The organism is Streptomyces yangpuensis (assembly GCF_001005295.1).
GTDB lineage: Bacteria > Actinomycetota > Actinomycetes > Streptomycetales > Streptomycetaceae > Streptomyces > Streptomyces yangpuensis.
This window is the reverse complement of sequence record NZ_LBMK01000009.1, coordinates 204,570-219,430: the sequence shown is the minus strand read 5'-3', so window position 1 is coordinate 219,430 and position 14,861 is coordinate 204,570. Positions and strand designations below refer to the sequence as shown.

Sequence of the window (14,861 nt, the reverse complement as noted above, 5' to 3'; positions counted from 1 at the left end):
ACCGCCGCCCCCAGGAGCCGCATCCGCCATGGCCGACACCCCCGCCTACCCCGTAGGACTCCGCCTCGCCGGCCGCCGCGTCGTCGTCATCGGCGGTGGCCAGGTCGCCCAGCGCCGCCTCCCCGCGCTCATCGCGGCCGGCGCCGACGTCCTCCTCGTCTCGCCCTCCGCCACCCCCTCCGTGGACGCCATGGCCGAGACCGGCGAGATCCGCTGGGAGCGCCGCCGCTACCAGGACGGCGACCTCGCCGGCGCCTGGTACGCCCTCATCGCCACGCAGCACCGCGACGTCAACGAGCAGGCCTCCGCCGAGGCCGAGCGCGAGCGCGTCTGGTGCGTGCGCGCCGACGACGCCGCCGCGGCCACCGCCTGGACCCCGGCCACCGGCCGCATCGAGGGCGTCACCGTCGCCGTGCTGACCGGCAACGACCCGCGGCGGTCCGCCGCCGTCCGGGACGCCGTGGTCGAGGGCCTGCGCGACGGCAGCCTCGCCGCCCCCGGCCACCGCCACAAGTCCACCCCCGGCGTCGCCCTCGTCGGCGGCGGCCCCGGGGACCCGGACCTGATCACCGTGCGCGGCCGCCGCCTCCTCGCCGAGGCCGACGTGGTCATCGCCGACCGGCTCGGCCCCCGCGACCTGCTCGACGAGCTCCCGCCGCACGTCGAGGTCATCGACGCCGCGAAGATCCCGTACGGCCGGTTCATGGCCCAGGAGGCCATCAACAACGCGCTGATCGAGCACGCCAAGGCCGGCAAGGCCGTGGTCCGGCTCAAGGGCGGGGACCCGTACGTCTTCGGCCGCGGCATGGAGGAGCTCCAGGCCCTCGCCGAGGCCGGTATCGCCTGCACCGTCGTCCCCGGCATCTCCAGCTCCATCTCCGTGCCCGGCGCCGTCGGCATCCCGGTCACCCACCGCGGGGTCGCCCACGAGTTCACCGTGGTCAGCGGCCACGTCGGCCCCGACGACCCGCGCTCCCTCGTGGACTGGGCCTCCCTCGCCAAGCTCACCGGCACCCTGGTGATCCTCATGGGCGTCGACAAGATCGGCCTGATCGCCGAGGCGCTCGTCCGGCACGGCCGCTCCGCCGACACCCCCGTCGCGGTCGTCCAGGAGGGCACCACCGCCACCCAGCGCCGGGTGGACGCCACCCTCGCCACGGTCGGCGAGACGGTCCGCGCCGAGGAGGTCCGCCCGCCGGCGGTCATCGTCATCGGCGAGGTCGTCCGCGTCAAAAGCCCGGACGTTCCCACCACCAGCGCCTGACAAGGCCGTTGGCACCGCACCCAGGACAAGGCAGTATCACCCTGTGGCTGATCTCATCACCATCACCGACCCCGACGACCCCCGCCTGCGCGACTACACGGGCCTGACCGACGTCGAACTGCGGCGCAGGCGCGAACCCGCGGAAGGCCTCTTCATCGCCGAGGGCGAGAAGGTCATCAGACGGGCCAAGGACGCCGGGTACGAGATGCGCTCGATGCTGCTCTCCGCCAAGTGGGTCGACGTCATGCGCGACGTGATCGACGAGATCCCGGCCCCGGTCTACGCCGTCAGCCCGGACCTCGCCGAACGCGTCACCGGCTACCACGTGCACCGCGGCGCCCTCGCCTCCATGCAGCGCAAGCCGCTGCCCACGGCCGAGGAACTCCTCGCCACGACACGCCGCGTGGTCGTCATGGAGGCGGTCAACGACCACACCAACATCGGGGCCATCTTCCGCAGCGCCGCCGCCCTCGGCATGGACGCCGTGCTGCTGTCGCCCGACTGCGCCGACCCGCTCTACCGGCGCTCGGTCAAGGTCTCCATGGGCGCGGTGTTCTCCGTGCCCTACGCCCGGCTGGAAGCCTGGCCCAAGAGCCTGGACTCGGTGCGCGAGGCCGGCTTCAAGCTGCTGGCGCTGACCCCGCATGAGAAGGCGACCCCGGTCGACGTGGCGGCCCCGCAGTCCCTGGAGCGGGTCGCGCTCATGCTCGGCGCCGAGGGCGACGGCCTGTCCACGCAGGCGCTCGTCGCCGCCGACGAGTGGGTGCGCATCCCCATGGCCCACGGCGTGGACTCCCTGAACGTGGGCGCCGCCGCCGCGGTCGCCTTCTACGCGGTGGCCCAGGGCCGCCCCTAGTGCTGTGACCGGAAAGGTTCACCAGCACTAGATTCTGTCGTCGAAGCAGCGCCGCGGGCCAGGCGGGGGCGTCGCTACAGCTTCTGTGCCGCCGCGATGCCCAGCGCCACGATCAGCGTGACCACGATGAACACGATCAGGCGCTGGCGCATCAGCTTCGGGTCCGGCCGCGGGGGACGCCGCCCCGCACCCGTCGTCCTGGGCGCCGGACGGCCGCCCGTGCGTCCCGCGGTCGGCCGGGAGGACGGGCCGCCGGGACTGCGCGGGTTGCGCGAGGAGGAGGGCCGCGAGTGCGGGCCGCCGGGCGCGCCGCCTTGCGGCCTGGGCGCGCTGCCGCCCGTACGGCGCTCCGTACGCAGTTCCGCGTGGTCCGCGGACCCCTCGGGCAGTCGTCCCGTCGGCCGTTCGACGCGGGCCCGCTGCGCCGGCGGGCGGCCGTCCGGGAGCCCCTGCGCCTCGCGGGCCGCGATCTCCTTGAGCCGCATCGACAGCTGGAGCGTGCTGGGGCGCTCCTCGGGGTCCTTGGCCAGACAGGCCCGTACGAGGGGCGCCAGCGCGTCCGGGACGCCCTGCAGGTGCGGTTCCTCGTGCACCACGCGGTACAGCATGACCTCGGAACTGCCGTGCCCGAAGGGCGAGTCGGCGGTGGCCGCGTAGGCGAGGGTGGCGCCGAGGGCGAAGACGTCCGTGGCCGGGGTGACGGCGGCGCCGCGCACCTGTTCGGGGGCGAGGAAGCCGGGGGAGCCGACGGCCGTACCCACATGGGTGAGGGTGCTCGCCCCGGTCGCCCACGCGATCCCGAAGTCGATGATCCGGGGGCCCTTGGGGGACAGGAGGATGTTCGAGGGCTTGAGGTCGCGGTGGACGACTCCCGCCTCGTGGACGGCCACCAGCCCCTCGGAGAGCGCGGCGCCGACGGCGGCGATCTGCGCGGCCGTCAGGGGGCCCTCCTCGGCCACCTTGTCGTGGAGCGAGGGCCCGGGCACGTACTGGGTGGCGAACCAGGGCCGCTCGGCCTCCAGGTCCGCGGCGACCAGGCGCGCCGTGCACCCGCCCCGGATCCGCCGGGCCGCGGACACCTCGCGGGCGAACCGCGAGCGGAACTCCTGGTCCTCGGCCAGATCCGGCCGGATGACCTTGAGCGCGACGCGCTGCCCGCGCCGGTCCGATCCCAGGTAGACCACGCCCATGCCGCCGGCCCCGAGCCGCCGGTGCAGTCTGAACGAGCCGACGACACGCGGGTCCTCGCGCCGGAGCCGCATCATCGCCATGTCCACCCCGCTGACCGGTCGTCCTGTTGACGTGCCACAGCTTACGGACCATCCGGCATGCGTGCTCAGAGGCCGCGCCCTCGTCGGGAGATTCGATTGTCAGTGCGGCACAGCACACTTGAGGGAGCTTCAGGGATCCGGCCGGCCGTTGCTACCGGGGCGCACGGCATGCCCAAACGGCCCTTCGGGCAAGGGGATTGGCGCCCCGCCGCAGGCCGGAGCGCGCCGGAGTGCGCGCCGGAGCCGCCGCGACCCGAGTCGATCTTGCGGATGGCCGGTCGGCGGACACGCGGAAACAGGGAGTGACGGAAGTGAGGGAAGTCACTACCCTCCGGTCATCCCCTCCGGGATGACCCCGACGTGAGGGGGAGGGTCTCCACCCAGGGGAGTACACGGGACGGCCGCCCTCATCCTCCCGGAGGCCCGGCAATGGGTACGAGGGCATGAGGCCTGCGGCCTTCCGCCCGCCTAGTGTTGAAGTCAAGCGGCGGGTGATGCACTCGTCCCCCGAGGTCAAGAGCCCGCCGCTGCCAGACGACAGGGAGAGGGCCATGGCGGGCATCGCACGGCAGGGACGCAAGGCATTCGCGTTCAACGGCCATGAGTCCGGTACCCGCCACCCGCTGGTGGCCGCGGCCATGGTGCTCCCCCTGGCCGCCCTGCTGCTCTTCCTCTTCGGCGGATTCGATCAGCTGGCGGCGCAGGCGTCGTCCGTGGGCATGATGCCGGGGCGCTGAGCGGCGCCCCGGGCCCGGGAGAGCGGCCCGGGCCGGGACATCGGCCTGTCGTACCCCGTGGGGACGGGGGCGCGACGGACGGCAGGTGAAGGGTGCTGCCCGTGCGACTGGGGAGTCGTACGGGCAGCACCCTTTTTGACGTTCCCGCAGGAGCCGGCGGGGCCCGCCGGAGCCGGCGGGAGACCGCGCACCCGTGTGGCGGAACGCGAAAGCCCCGGCCGTGGAGACGGCCGGGGCTTTCCGGTGGTGCGCGATACTGGGATTGAACCAGTGACCTCTTCCGTGTCAGGGAAGCGCTCTCCCGCTGAGCTAATCGCGCGGGACCACGGTATGAAACCGCAGGTGGTGCGTGTACTGCGTGCGCGATACTGGGATTGAACCAGTGACCTCTTCCGTGTCAGGGAAGCGCTCTCCCGCTGAGCTAATCGCGCGGGGATCCTTGCGGATCAGTGGACGATACTGGGATTGAACCAGTGACCTCTTCCGTGTCAGGGAAGCGCTCTCCCGCTGAGCTAATCGTCCTTGGAGGTGGAGACGGGATTTGAACCCGTGTAGACGGCTTTGCAGGCCGTTGCCTCGCCTCTCGGCCACTCCACCATGGAGCTGCAGGGGTTCTCGGGAAGATCCCCCACTTCGAGCGGACGACGAGACTCGAACTCGCGACATCCACCTTGGCAAGGTGGTGCTCTACCAACTGAGCTACGTCCGCAGGTCACCTTGTTCGCTCCGGGGTTCTCCCCCTTCGCTCCCTGGCGACGTGTTGAACTCTAGCGGATTACCGGGCCAGCTCAAAAACGCGTTTCCGCAGCGTGCTGCCGCACGATCACCACAGGTCACCCGGCCGTCACCGCACCGGCGCTCCCGCGTCGCCGGTCATAGACTCGCAGCCGTGCACGACCTGCCACCCATGGCCCGCTTCGGCGGCCTCCTCGCGACCGACCTGCGGGATGTCACCAGTGATCCCGCCGCCCTCGACTCCACCGGCTTCTGGGCGGTGGCCGCCGACTTCGAAGGGCGCCTCGTCTGCGCGCGCTTCGGGGACGTACGGCCCGACCCCGTTCCCGCGCCCGTCCCCGGTGCCTGGGCCGGTCCCGACGCCGACCAGTGGACCTCCTCCCTCGACCGGGCCGCGTACGTCGCCGGGGTGCGCCGCATCCGCGAGCACATCGCGGCCGGCGAGGTCTACCAGGCCAACCTCTGCCGGGTGATGTCCGCGCCGCTGCCGCGTCCGGACCTCGCCGATGTCGACGCCCTCACCGCGCTCCTCGCGCGCGGCAACCCCGCGCCCTTTGCAGGAACGATTCGGCTGGCCGCTCACGGGGTGGAGATCGCCACCGCCTCGCCCGAGCTGTTCCTGCGCCGCGACGGCCGCCGGGTCGAATCCGGACCCATCAAGGGAACCGGCCGCACCGCCGCGGACCTCCTGCCCAAGGACCACGCCGAGAACGTGATGATCGTCGACCTCGTGCGCAACGACCTCGGCCGGGTCTGCGCCACGGGCTCCGTGACCGTTCCCGAGCTGTGCGCCGTCGAGGAGCACCCCGGCCTCGTCCACCTCGTCTCCACCGTGAGCGGTGAACTCGCCGACGGCGTCGGCTGGCCCGAACTCCTCGCCGCGACCTTCCCGCCCGGATCGGTCACCGGCGCACCCAAGTCCTCCGCCCTGCGGATCATCGAGGCCCTGGAGACCGCCCCGCGCGGCCCCTACTGCGGCGGCATCGGCTGGGTCGACGCGGACCGCGGCACCGGCGAGCTCGCCGTCGGGATCCGTACCTTCTGGATCGACCGGGAAGCCCCCGGCGGCCCCCGGCTGCTCTTCGGCACCGGAGCCGGCATCACCTGGGGGTCCGACCCCGACCGCGAATGGGCGGAGACCGAACTCAAGGCCGCCCGCCTGCTGCGGGTCGCGGCCGGCCGGGAGTCCATCGCCCCCCAGGGGGCCGACCACACCACCGGAAGGACCGCACCATGAGAATCTGGCTCGACGGATCCCTCAGGGACCTCGACGACGCCACGGTGTCCGTCCTCGACCACGGGCTCACCGTGGGCGACGGCGTCTTCGAGACGCTCAAGGCCGAGCGCGGCCGGGCCTTCGCACTCACCCGCCACCTGGAGCGGCTGACCCGCTCGGCCCGCGGCCTCGGCCTCCCGGACCCCGACCTCGACGAGGTGCGCCGGGCCTGCGCCGCCGTCCTGGAGGCCGAGCCGGTCGAACACGGCCGCCTGCGCATCACCTACACCGGCGGCCTCGCCCCGCTCGGCTCCGACCGCGGCGACGCCGGCACCACCCTGATCGCCGCCGTCGCCGCCTCCCCCCGGCGCCCGGACACCACCGCCGTGATCACGGTCCCCTTCGTCCGCAACGAGCGCTCCGCCGTGGCCGGCCTGAAGACCACCTCGTACGCGGAGAATGTCGTCGCCCTCGCCGCGGCCCACCGGGCGGGCGCCTCCGAGGCGCTCCTGGCCAACACGGTCGGACGGCTCTGCGAGGGCACCGGGTCCAACGTCTTCGTCGTGCTCGACGGGGAACTGCACACCCCGCCCCTGCAGTCCGGCTGCCTCCCCGGCATCACCCGGGCCCTCGTCGTCGACTGGGCCGGCGCCAAGGAGACCGACCTGCCGCTGGAGGCGCTCGAACAGGCCGAGGAGGTCTTCCTGACGTCCTCGCTGCGCGACGCCCAGGCGGTCGTCCGCCTCGACGGCCGGGACATCGCCAGGGAGCCCGGACCGGTCACGGCCGAGGTCATGCGGATCTTCGAGGTGAAGGCCGGCGACGACATCGATCCGTGAGCACCGGTGACGCGGAGCCGTAGGGCAGGTAGAACTCCAAGTGATGACCACCACCCTGCGGCCCGCGCAGCCGCTTCAGCGAAACAGCGACGGCACCCGGCGGCGGACCTACGAGGTCCGGGTCAACAGCCGTCGCGTCGGCACGCTCGAACTGGCCACCCGCTCCGCGGCCCAACCCGGCATCGGCGTGATCCGCGGGCTGTGGATCGACGAGGGCGACCGGCGGCGCGGACGCGGCACGGTGGCCGCGCTCGCCGCCGAGGAGGTGCTGCGCTCCTGGCGCTGCACCGGGGTCGCGGTGTCGGTGCCCGCCGACGCCGGGCCGGCGCTGCGGATGGCCGCGGCCCTCGGCTACCGGGAGACCGGCCGGATCATGGTCAAGGACCTGCCGGCGCAGCCGCCGGTCCTCCCGGCGGGCAGCCTCGGGCGGCCGATGACCCGGGCCGAGTACGACGCCTGGCTGGAGCCGGGCATCGTGGAGTACGGCCGCCGGCTCGTCGCCCCCGGCATGACCGAGGAGCAGGGCGTGACGGCCTCCCGCGCCGAACACGCCAGGATGCTGCCCGACGGCCCGGACACCCCCGGGACGCACGTCCTCCTGCTGCAGACCGTGGCGGGGGAGGCCCTGGGCACGCTGTGGGTGGGGGAGTGCGAGCTGCCAGGCGCCGGCACCGTCCCGTACGTGTACGACGTGAAGGTCGCGCCCGAACACCGCGGGCAGGGCCACGGGCGCAGCCTCATGCTCCTCGCCGAGCGGACCGTCCTGGCCGCCGGCGGGAGCCGGCTGGGCCTGCACGTCGTCGAGGGCAACACCCCGGCCCGGCGGCTCTACGAGTCGCTCGGGTACCGGGACATCGCCGTGAACGCCGCGAAGGAACTGATCTAGGTCCGGGCGTCCGGGCGTCCGGGCCTCCCTGCGGGGGAGCGGACCGGTCAGGCGGCCAGGAGGCGGTCGACGATCTCCTCGATGCGGGCGCGCAGGCCCTCCTGGCTCTTGCCGCCGTCCAGGCGCTCGCCGTCGATCACGTACGTCGGCGTGCCGGTCACGCCGATGGCCTTGCCCTCCGCCTGGTCGGCGTCGACGATCAGGATGTGCCGTCCGTCGATCAGGGCGGTGTCGAACTCCTCGACGTCGAGACCCAGGCCGCGGGCCACGTCCAGCAGCACCGGCTCACCCCGCTCGGCCAGCTCCGCCGTGCGGGCCAGCAGGGCCTCCGCGTACGGCCAGCCCTGCCCCTGCTCGGCGGCCTCCTCGGCGGCCTGCGCGGCGGCGAAGGCGTGCTTGTGCTTGTCCAGGGGGAAGTGGCGCAGCCGGATGTCCAGCCGGTCGCCGTAGCGGGCCCGCAGGGCGCGGACGTCGTCCAGGGCGCGGTGGCAGTCCGGGCACTGCAGTTCGCACCAGACGTCGAGGATCACGGAATCGGTCATACGGACAGTCTCCCAGCCCCCACCCGCCCCACCGACCGCCACCTCGGCAGGACTCCGCGCCCCTAAGGGGATGCCCCAGATCTCCCGGAGATCCACGCGGGGCGGGCGCAGAGCCTGGCCGCTGCGGCGGCGGGCGGTGCACGATGGAGGGACGGACGGGACACACCTCTCCGCCGCCGAGAGTCCGGAGGACCGCATGCTTGCCGAGACCATTTGCTCCGCGGTGTCCGCGGCGGGCCTGGGCATCGCCGTGGTGACCGCCTACCGCAGGCGGTTCCTGGCCGCCGCGCGGATCGCCGCCTACTCGCTGGTGCCCGTCGGCCTCGTGATGACGGGTGTCGTGGAGTGGCTGACCGGCATCGTCTTCAACCCGACCGTCTGGATCGGCTTCGGGCTGCTGGGGCTGGCCTGGCTGATCCTCTTCACCACGCGCGCCGTCGAGCGGCGCAGCCTGGGCGGGTCCGGGAAGCCCGCGAAGAAGCAGGCGAAGGCGGGCGCGTCCCCGGACGCCGTCGCCCCCGCCGCCTCCAAGCCCTCCCTGGGCGCGGCCGCCCCGCCCCGCCGTGACCAGCCGCCCACCACCCCCGCGGACGACTTCTCCGACATCGAGGCCATCCTCAAGAAGCACGGCATCTGACCACCGCGCCCGCGGCGGGGCGGCGTGCGGCGCCCAGCGGCAGGAAGCACGGCGGGCGGGGTGGGGGGTGCGGGATCGCGATACGTCCACGAGATCGAGCGAACTGCCGCGCGAGTGTTGGCGTGTTGAGGGGTGCGGGGCGGTTCGCTGCGCCATCATCGGCGCGACATGTTCGAGACATCGCAGAGTGACCCCGCAGTGCCCGTCGCGGTACCCGACCCCGTCGCCGACGAGCCGCGGGGCTGTCTGTTCGCGCTCTCCCAGCCGCCCCTGATGATCTTCCTAGCGGTGATCGGGATCCTGCTGCTGCTCGCCGCCGTGCACGATCTCTTCCTGCTCTGACGCTCCCGCGTCGGCCTCCTTGCGACGGGCCCGGTACGCCGCCACGTGCAGCCGGTTCCCGCAGGTCCGGCTGTCGCAGTAGCGCCGGGAGCGGTTCCGCGAGAGGTCCACGAAGGCGCGCCGGCAGTCGGGGGCCTCGCAGCGGCGCAGCCGCTCCTGCTCGCCGGAGACCACGATGAAGGCCAGTGCCATGCCGCCGTCGGCCGCCAGGTGGTCGCCCACCGACGCGCCGGGTGCGAAGTAGTGCACGTGCCAGGGGTAGCCGTCGTGGTCGGTCAGCTGCGGGGTGGTGCCCGCGGTCGCCACGAGCTCGTTGATCAGCACGGACGCGGCGCGGGCGGTGGGCGCCGCGAAGACCTGGGCGAACTTCGAGCGCACGGTCCGGACGCCGGCCAGATCGCGGGCGCCGAGCTCGCCGACGTCGCTGATCGAGTACTCCTGGACGAAGCCGCGCAGCGCGCCGATGTCCGAGAGCCCGTCCGGCTGGTCCGGTTCGGCCGCGGTGTTCACCAGTGCGACGACGACGTCGAGCGCGCGACGGGTGTCGTGTGGGATCTGCACGGTGTCTCCCTCGGGGGCCGGGCCTGCGGCGACGGGCGTGCCGCCGATGCCGCCCGACAATAGCCGGTCCCCGCGCAGCACACAGGCGCCGTCCTCGCGGGTGGCTTCCGCGGGAACAGCGCCGGCGCAGGTGTATGTGGTTGTCCGCTCCGCACCGTCGCCCCGAGTCGGACGGTGTCGAGCGGCCGGGAGCCTGGCTCAGCTTTCGGCCAGGATGTGGGAGAGCTCCTTGTCGAGGTCGAAGTGCCGGTGCTCGGTCCCGGGTGGAACCGCGGCGTCCGTCCGCTTGAGGAACGACTCCAGGGCTCGGGCGGGTGCTTCGAGAAGCGCTTCTCCCTCCGGTGAGCTCAGGGCGATGCAGACGACGCCCTGACCGTGACTGCGGGAGGGCCAGACGCGGACGTCGCCGGTACCGGTGGGCCGGTGGAGGCCCTCCGCGAGGAGGTCGCGGGCGAACACCCATTCGACCGTCTCCTCGGCGCCGGTGTGGAAGGTGGCGTGCACGGCGTAGGGGTCGGCCGTGTCATACCGCAGGCCCGCGGGAACAGGCAGTGAGGACTCGCTCGACACAACGAGGCGCAGGTGCAGCTCGCAGCTGACCGTGGTGTTCATAAGCGCCAGGGCCTTTCGCTCAGTGTGCGCTCGGGGATTCGCACGTCGGCGAAATCGACATGCCACCTACGGTGTCGTTGTAAACCCCTCTGACCGTTTTGCGGACCTCTGGGTCCCTCGGACGGCGGATCCAAACCATCGTTCCCGTGTGCTTCGAGCTCGGGTAGATTCGGACCATGAATACGGGGAGTGACCGCGGAACGAACGAGTCCGCTGCCGGCGAAACCGCCACGGAAACCACCGCGCAGACCTCCGCAGACACCACTGCGGAGACCGCCGAGACCGCGGAGGAAACGCTGCACGTCTCGAAGGCGCCCGCCTTCATCAAGGCCCGCAGGACCCTGCACCTCAGCTGGCAGGTCGGCGTCTTCGTCGTCGGCCTCGCGGTGATCGCCGCGGGCGTCGCCATGCTCGTCCTGCCCGGCCCCGGCTGGGTGGCGATCTTCGCGGGCCTGGCGATCTGGGCCACCGAGTTCGCGTGGGCCCACTTCGTGCTGCGCTGGACGAAGCGCAAGGTCAGCGAGGCCGCCCAGAAGGCGCTCGACCCCAAGGTGCGCCGCCGCAACATCATCCTGACCACCACGGGCCTCGTCATCGCGGGCGCCCTGATCGGCTTCTACCTGTGGAAGTACGGGCTCGTCCTGCCCTGGGACCTCAAGGACCAGTGATGGTCAAAGAGCACCGCTGACATGGGGTAATGTTTGCGGTGCGTCCGGGCGATTAGCTCAGTGGGAGAGCACTTCGTTCACACCGAAGGGGTCACTGGTTCGAACCCAGTATCGCCCACCCGGACCAGAGGCCCGGAGACATTCACCGTCTCCGGGCCTCTGGCGTTCTCCGCCGCGCGCCCCGGCCTACCGCAGCCGGCCGATCGCGGCCCGCAGCCGACGGGCGTCCCGCAGGCGCTTCTCGTACGTCGCCCCCACCGCCAGCAGCAGCACCCCCGCCAGGGCCGGCGGCACCCAGCGCGGCAGCGCCCCCGCGACCTGCACCACATACGGCGCCAGCTCGTGCACCGCCACCGCCGCCAGCACCGCGCCGCCCAGCAGGAGCGGGGCCTGCAGCCGCCGGTGCGCACCCACCAGGGTCACCGCCAGCGCCGCCGCACCCAGCACCAGCGGACGCACCCAGCCGGTGTCCCCCCAGGCCGCCAGCAGGCTCGGCACCAGCGTCGCCGCCAGCCCCGGTCCGTACGCCGTCCACGACGAGGCCTGCGCGTCCCGGCGCCGCCGCAGGAAGCCCACCGCGAGAGCGGGCAGCGTGACCGGCAGGGTGTAGGCCTCCGGCGCCGTCACCCCGGCCTCCGCCAGCCGTACCCACGTCGCCGCCACGAACAGCGCGCCCGCCGCCCATCCCAGCACCCGCCGCTCCGGCCGCACCGCGGCGCCCGCGCAGACCACCCCGGCCAGCGCCAGGACCAGCGCCAGCGTCCCCGGCCGCCCCGCGGACAGGGCCAGCGCCAGGACCCCCGACACCCCCGCCGCGATCTCCGCCGGCCGCCGTACGGCGCCCAGCCGCGGCCCGAGCGCCGCCACCGACGCCGGCACCGCGAGGACCGGCAGCGCCCACCAGACCACCGCCAGGTCCGACACCGCGGCCGCGGCCACCAGCAGCCCCGTCCCGTAGCCGACCGCGCACACGGCCGCCCCCGACCGGACCCACCGGGCCGCGGGCCCGTACGCCGCTCCCGCGGCGCAGCCGGCCCCCAGCAGCCCCCACACCGCGAAGGTCGCCGCGCGGCCGTCCAGCGCGCCCAGGGACACGTTCGCGGCGCCCGCCAGCGCGCACGCCGCCGCGGCGATCCCGGCCCCCCGCGAAGGGGAGCGCAGGGCCAGTGCCCCCACGGCCCCCGTCACCGCGAGCTGCACGGCGAAGACCACCGCCACCGGGAACCCCGGCAGCACCGGCGCCGTGAACAGCCCCGCCCAGGCCGCCACCACCGCCACCACGACGGGCTCGGGCCGCGCCGACACCCGCGACAGCCACCAGGACGCCCCCGCCGTCATCAGCAGCGCGACCGTGGCCGACCCCCCAGGACCGTACGGATCCGCCACCGGGGCGGTCGCCGCCCACACCTCGTCGAGCACCCGCAGCCGGGCCACCAGCACCGGCGCCACCGCCGCACCCGCCGCCAGTGCACCCAGGGCGCCCACCACGACACCGGCCAGGACCGACCCGCGCCGGACCGCCCGCGGCAGCGCGGGCACCCGCAGCGCCGCCAGCAGCGGCAGACCCACCACCAGGTGCGCCACCACCACCCAGCCCGGCGCGAGCTCCGGCCGGGCCACACCGGCCACCGCCACCACCGCCGCCACGGCAGCCACCGGCGCCGCCGCCCGGGCGTGCGGCTCCCGCCAGGCCGCCGCCGTACCCAGCGCCGCACCCGCCAGCAGCAGCGCCGCCGGAGCCAGGGCCTGCGCCGCCGAATCCGCCGACCACGACCGGGCCGCCCCGACGAGCAGCGCCGCCGAGCCCAGCACGGCCGCCGGGACCGCCGCCGCGCGGACCCGCAGCGCCAGCGCCGCGTCCAGCGCCGCCGTCACCAGCAACGCCCAGCCGAGCCCCAGCGGGCCCGCCTCCCCGGCGACCGCCGCCAGCGGCAGCGGCAGCTGCGCCGCGACCACCGCCGCCGGCAGCGGGAGCCGCAGCGAGCGCAGCGCCGACCCGTACCCGGCCCACACCGCCGCCAGGACCGCCGCCGCGCCGGCCGCGTACCCGGTGCCGTCCGTGTCCGGCATGCCGACCGCGTACAGCGCGTACGCGTCCAGCACCGTCAGCAGCAGGCCCACCGCGGCCACCGACTCCGCCGTCGACCGCAGCCCGCGGCGCAGCAGCACCACGGGCGCGGCCAGCGCCGCCGCCGTCACCACACCCAGCACCGCCGAGCGCCCGGCGATCCCCATGGAGCCCCAGCTGATCAGCGTGAACGCCAGCGCGGCCACGGCCAGCAGCACCGCACCCAGGGTCAGCAGAACGTTCTGGGCGCTGGGGGCCGAAGCCTCCTTCGCCGGCCCGGCGGGCGCGGGCGGGCCCCAGCGGAGCGGAGCCGGTGCGGCCGTGGACTGCTGGAGCAGACGCAGCAGCCAGTCCCGGCGGCCCAGCAAGTACAGGCGCCGGGCATCGAGTTGGGCCAGCTCACGGTCGATGAGCGCCAGCTCTTCGGCCGGCGGCAGAGGCGAGTTCATATGCGGAGTGTGGCCCCCGTCACCCGGTCAGGACATGGGCGGGGGTACTCAAGTACGTACTGAGTACCCCCGGCCGGAGCCCGGCGGCGGAAGCGGTTTGAACCAGCCCCGAGGCTTCTGTATTGTTCAGTGCGTTCCCGGGCGATTAGCTCAGCGGGAGAGCACTTCGTTCACACCGAAGGGGTCACTGGTTCGATCCCAGTATCGCCCACCGGGTCAGGCCGGTCCGTCGATGACGGACCGGCCTTCCGCATGTCCGGGTCCGCGCCCTCCTAGGCGGCCGCCGACAGATCCGGCCGCAGCGGCCAGTGCGGGTCCACCGCCTCCGGGGTCCCCTGCCGCGCGAACCACGCCTGGAGGCCGCGCGCCTGCGCCGCGTGCCACACCGCCTGGAGCGTGTGCAGTTCGGCCGGCGTCAGCCGCTCCAGCCGCGAGGCGAACCGGCGGCCCACCGCCCGTACGAGCTCCAGCGAGGCCATGGCGTCCGCCGCCGCGTCGTGCGCGCCCTCCAGATCGATCCCGTAGTGCGCGCACAGGTCCGTCAGCGTCCGGCGGCCCTTGCGGTACCGGTCCAGATGCTTGTCCAGCACCCGCGGATCCAGCACCGTCAACGGCCGGTTGTCCAGGTACCGCGACAACGACGACGCCCGGTGCCGGCGCAACTCCCGGTCCAGCAGCGTCAGGTCGAACGGCGCGTTCATCACCACCACCGGCCGGCCCGCGATCTGCTGCTCCCCGAGCGCACGCGCTATCTCCTCCACCACCGGCGCCGGCCAGCGCCCGTGACGCTGCAGGTGCTCGTCGGTGAGGCCGTGCACTTCCGTCGCACCCGGGGGTACCGGAACACCGGGATTGACCAGCCAGCGCGTCGTGCGGACCCGGCCGCCCGCGCACTCCTGCACGATGAGCGCGGCGGACACGATCCGGTCCTGCTCCACGTCCACCCCGGTGGTCTCCGTGTCGAATGCGGCCAGCGGGCCCTCGTACCAGCGTGTCATGGCGAACTCCTCGTTCCCGGTCGGCAGTTGGGGTGCAGCCGGGCGCCGCCGCCTCGGAACGTGCCGCCCCTGCCCGAATCGGTGATACCCGGGCTGTTTGTTCCGTACGCCGTTTGCGGCGACCCGGGTGCGGAGACAACAACCATGGGGGACCGTACACATGACCGGTCGTCACCCCAC

General features: G+C 73.8%; 15 protein-coding genes and 7 tRNA genes. 11 read left to right on the top strand and 11 right to left on the bottom strand.

Annotated features, from left to right (window positions below):
- Positions 1 to 28: 28 nt before the first annotated feature.
- Both cobA and AAT21_RS31675 read left to right on the top strand, forming a co-directional pair.
- Positions 29 to 1,264, top strand: a complete 1,236-nt coding sequence (cobA, locus tag AAT21_RS31680; protein WP_046780407.1) for a uroporphyrinogen-III C-methyltransferase — start codon at positions 29 to 31, stop codon at positions 1,262 to 1,264.
- Between the two features lie 43 nt (positions 1,265 to 1,307).
- Positions 1,308 to 2,120: a TrmH family RNA methyltransferase gene (locus AAT21_RS31675; RefSeq protein ID WP_046780406.1), complete on the top strand. Its 813-nt coding sequence runs from the start codon at positions 1,308 to 1,310 to the stop codon at positions 2,118 to 2,120.
- A gap of 74 nt (positions 2,121 to 2,194) precedes the next feature.
- Here AAT21_RS31675 and AAT21_RS31670 read toward each other — a convergent pair whose 3' ends face one another.
- Complete coding sequence (locus AAT21_RS31670; protein ID WP_046780487.1) at positions 2,195 to 3,391, bottom strand: serine/threonine-protein kinase; 1,197 nt, start codon at positions 3,389 to 3,391, stop codon at positions 2,195 to 2,197.
- A gap of 551 nt (positions 3,392 to 3,942) precedes the next feature.
- Here AAT21_RS31670 and AAT21_RS31665 point away from each other — a divergent pair.
- Positions 3,943 to 4,128 carry a hypothetical protein gene (locus AAT21_RS31665; RefSeq protein ID WP_046780405.1) on the top strand — a complete coding sequence of 62 codons (186 nt, stop codon included), beginning with the start codon at positions 3,943 to 3,945 and terminating at the stop codon, positions 4,126 to 4,128.
- A 244-nt stretch (positions 4,129 to 4,372) separates the two neighbouring features.
- Here AAT21_RS31665 and AAT21_RS31660 read toward each other — a convergent pair.
- The 5 genes from AAT21_RS31660 to AAT21_RS31640 form a co-directional block, all read right to left on the bottom strand.
- Positions 4,373 to 4,447, bottom strand: a tRNA-Val gene (locus AAT21_RS31660).
- Positions 4,448 to 4,487: 40 nt separating this feature from the next.
- A tRNA-Val gene (locus AAT21_RS31655) sits at positions 4,488 to 4,559 on the bottom strand.
- 19 nt (positions 4,560 to 4,578) lie between these two features.
- Positions 4,579 to 4,650 (bottom strand) — tRNA-Val (locus AAT21_RS31650).
- Between the two features lies 1 nt (position 4,651).
- Positions 4,652 to 4,725 (bottom strand) — tRNA-Cys (locus tag AAT21_RS31645).
- Between the two features lie 39 nt (positions 4,726 to 4,764).
- Positions 4,765 to 4,837 (bottom strand) — tRNA-Gly (locus AAT21_RS31640).
- Between the two features lie 180 nt (positions 4,838 to 5,017).
- On the opposite strand from AAT21_RS31640, the gene AAT21_RS31635 reads away from it, so the two are divergent.
- From AAT21_RS31635 to AAT21_RS31625, 3 genes are read left to right on the top strand one after another with little or no spacing between them, the layout of a single operon-like run.
- Positions 5,018 to 6,100 carry a chorismate-binding protein gene (locus AAT21_RS31635; protein WP_046780404.1) on the top strand — a complete coding sequence of 361 codons (1,083 nt, stop codon included), beginning with the start codon at positions 5,018 to 5,020 and terminating at the stop codon, positions 6,098 to 6,100.
- Positions 6,097 to 6,918 (top strand): aminotransferase class IV, encoded by an 822-nt coding sequence (locus tag AAT21_RS31630; RefSeq protein WP_046780403.1) that lies wholly within the window; start codon positions 6,097 to 6,099, stop codon positions 6,916 to 6,918. The genes AAT21_RS31635 and AAT21_RS31630 overlap by 4 nt, the downstream gene beginning before the upstream one ends.
- A gap of 43 nt (positions 6,919 to 6,961) precedes the next feature.
- On the top strand, positions 6,962 to 7,804 hold the full coding sequence (locus tag AAT21_RS31625; protein ID WP_046780402.1) for a GNAT family N-acetyltransferase: 843 nt from the start codon (positions 6,962 to 6,964) through the stop codon (positions 7,802 to 7,804).
- A 47-nt stretch (positions 7,805 to 7,851) separates the two neighbouring features.
- Here the strand turns inward: AAT21_RS31625 and AAT21_RS31620 are convergent, their stop codons facing one another.
- Entirely contained in the window at positions 7,852 to 8,346 is a 495-nt protein-coding gene (locus tag AAT21_RS31620; RefSeq protein ID WP_046780401.1) for a DsbA family protein, read from the bottom strand.
- A gap of 196 nt (positions 8,347 to 8,542) precedes the next feature.
- On the opposite strand from AAT21_RS31620, the gene AAT21_RS31615 reads away from it, so the two are divergent.
- Positions 8,543 to 8,983 carry a hypothetical protein gene (locus tag AAT21_RS31615; RefSeq protein WP_046780400.1) on the top strand — a complete coding sequence of 147 codons (441 nt, stop codon included), beginning with the start codon at positions 8,543 to 8,545 and terminating at the stop codon, positions 8,981 to 8,983.
- 168 nt (positions 8,984 to 9,151) lie between these two features.
- Positions 9,152 to 9,325: a hypothetical protein gene (locus AAT21_RS36295; protein ID WP_200904491.1), complete on the top strand. Its 174-nt coding sequence runs from the start codon at positions 9,152 to 9,154 to the stop codon at positions 9,323 to 9,325.
- Here AAT21_RS36295 and AAT21_RS31610 read toward each other — a convergent pair.
- On the bottom strand, positions 9,266 to 9,886 hold the full coding sequence (locus AAT21_RS31610; RefSeq protein ID WP_046780486.1) for a CGNR zinc finger domain-containing protein: 621 nt from the start codon (positions 9,884 to 9,886) through the stop codon (positions 9,266 to 9,268). The two genes, AAT21_RS36295 and AAT21_RS31610, sit on opposite strands and share 60 nt — an antisense overlap.
- 198 nt (positions 9,887 to 10,084) lie before the next feature.
- Positions 10,085 to 10,498 carry an SsgA family sporulation/cell division regulator gene (locus AAT21_RS31605; protein WP_030011909.1) on the bottom strand — a complete coding sequence of 138 codons (414 nt, stop codon included), beginning with the start codon at positions 10,496 to 10,498 and terminating at the stop codon, positions 10,085 to 10,087.
- Positions 10,499 to 10,674: 176 nt separating this feature from the next.
- On the opposite strand from AAT21_RS31605, the gene AAT21_RS31600 reads away from it, so the two are divergent.
- Positions 10,675 to 11,166 carry a TIGR02611 family protein gene (locus AAT21_RS31600; RefSeq protein WP_046780399.1) on the top strand — a complete coding sequence of 164 codons (492 nt, stop codon included), beginning with the start codon at positions 10,675 to 10,677 and terminating at the stop codon, positions 11,164 to 11,166.
- A 46-nt stretch (positions 11,167 to 11,212) separates the two neighbouring features.
- Positions 11,213 to 11,284 (top strand) — tRNA-Val (locus AAT21_RS31595).
- Positions 11,285 to 11,352: 68 nt separating this feature from the next.
- Here the strand turns inward: AAT21_RS31595 and AAT21_RS31590 are convergent.
- Positions 11,353 to 13,683: an SCO7613 C-terminal domain-containing membrane protein gene (locus AAT21_RS31590; protein WP_046780398.1), complete on the bottom strand. Its 2,331-nt coding sequence runs from the start codon at positions 13,681 to 13,683 to the stop codon at positions 11,353 to 11,355.
- A 139-nt stretch (positions 13,684 to 13,822) separates the two neighbouring features.
- Here AAT21_RS31590 and AAT21_RS31585 point away from each other — a divergent pair.
- A tRNA-Val gene (locus AAT21_RS31585) sits at positions 13,823 to 13,894 on the top strand.
- A gap of 61 nt (positions 13,895 to 13,955) precedes the next feature.
- Here AAT21_RS31585 and AAT21_RS31580 read toward each other — a convergent pair.
- A complete protein-coding gene (locus tag AAT21_RS31580; RefSeq protein WP_046780397.1) occupies positions 13,956 to 14,681 on the bottom strand; it encodes a 3'-5' exonuclease in 726 nt (241 codons plus the stop codon).
- Between the last annotated feature and the right edge of the window lie 180 nt (positions 14,682 to 14,861).

Coding starts and splice junctions, on each gene's coding strand:
- cobA (WP_046780407.1), top strand. CDS start 29: ATGGCCGACACCCCCGCCTACCCCGTAGGACTCCGCCTCGCCGGCCGC.
- AAT21_RS31670 (WP_046780487.1), bottom strand. CDS start 3,391: ATGGCGATGATGCGGCTCCGGCGCGAGGACCCGCGTGTCGTCGGCTCG.
- AAT21_RS31665 (WP_046780405.1), top strand. CDS start 3,943: ATGGCGGGCATCGCACGGCAGGGACGCAAGGCATTCGCGTTCAACGGC.
- AAT21_RS31630 (WP_046780403.1), top strand. CDS start 6,097: ATGAGAATCTGGCTCGACGGATCCCTCAGGGACCTCGACGACGCCACG.
- AAT21_RS31625 (WP_046780402.1), top strand. CDS start 6,962: ATGACCACCACCCTGCGGCCCGCGCAGCCGCTTCAGCGAAACAGCGAC.
- AAT21_RS31620 (WP_046780401.1), bottom strand. CDS start 8,346: ATGACCGATTCCGTGATCCTCGACGTCTGGTGCGAACTGCAGTGCCCG.
- AAT21_RS31615 (WP_046780400.1), top strand. CDS start 8,543: ATGCTTGCCGAGACCATTTGCTCCGCGGTGTCCGCGGCGGGCCTGGGC.
- AAT21_RS36295 (WP_200904491.1), top strand. CDS start 9,152: ATGTTCGAGACATCGCAGAGTGACCCCGCAGTGCCCGTCGCGGTACCC.
- AAT21_RS31605 (WP_030011909.1), bottom strand. CDS start 10,498: ATGAACACCACGGTCAGCTGCGAGCTGCACCTGCGCCTCGTTGTGTCG.
- AAT21_RS31600 (WP_046780399.1), top strand. CDS start 10,675: ATGAATACGGGGAGTGACCGCGGAACGAACGAGTCCGCTGCCGGCGAA.
- AAT21_RS31590 (WP_046780398.1), bottom strand. CDS start 13,683: ATGAACTCGCCTCTGCCGCCGGCCGAAGAGCTGGCGCTCATCGACCGT.
- AAT21_RS31580 (WP_046780397.1), bottom strand. CDS start 14,681: ATGACACGCTGGTACGAGGGCCCGCTGGCCGCATTCGACACGGAGACC.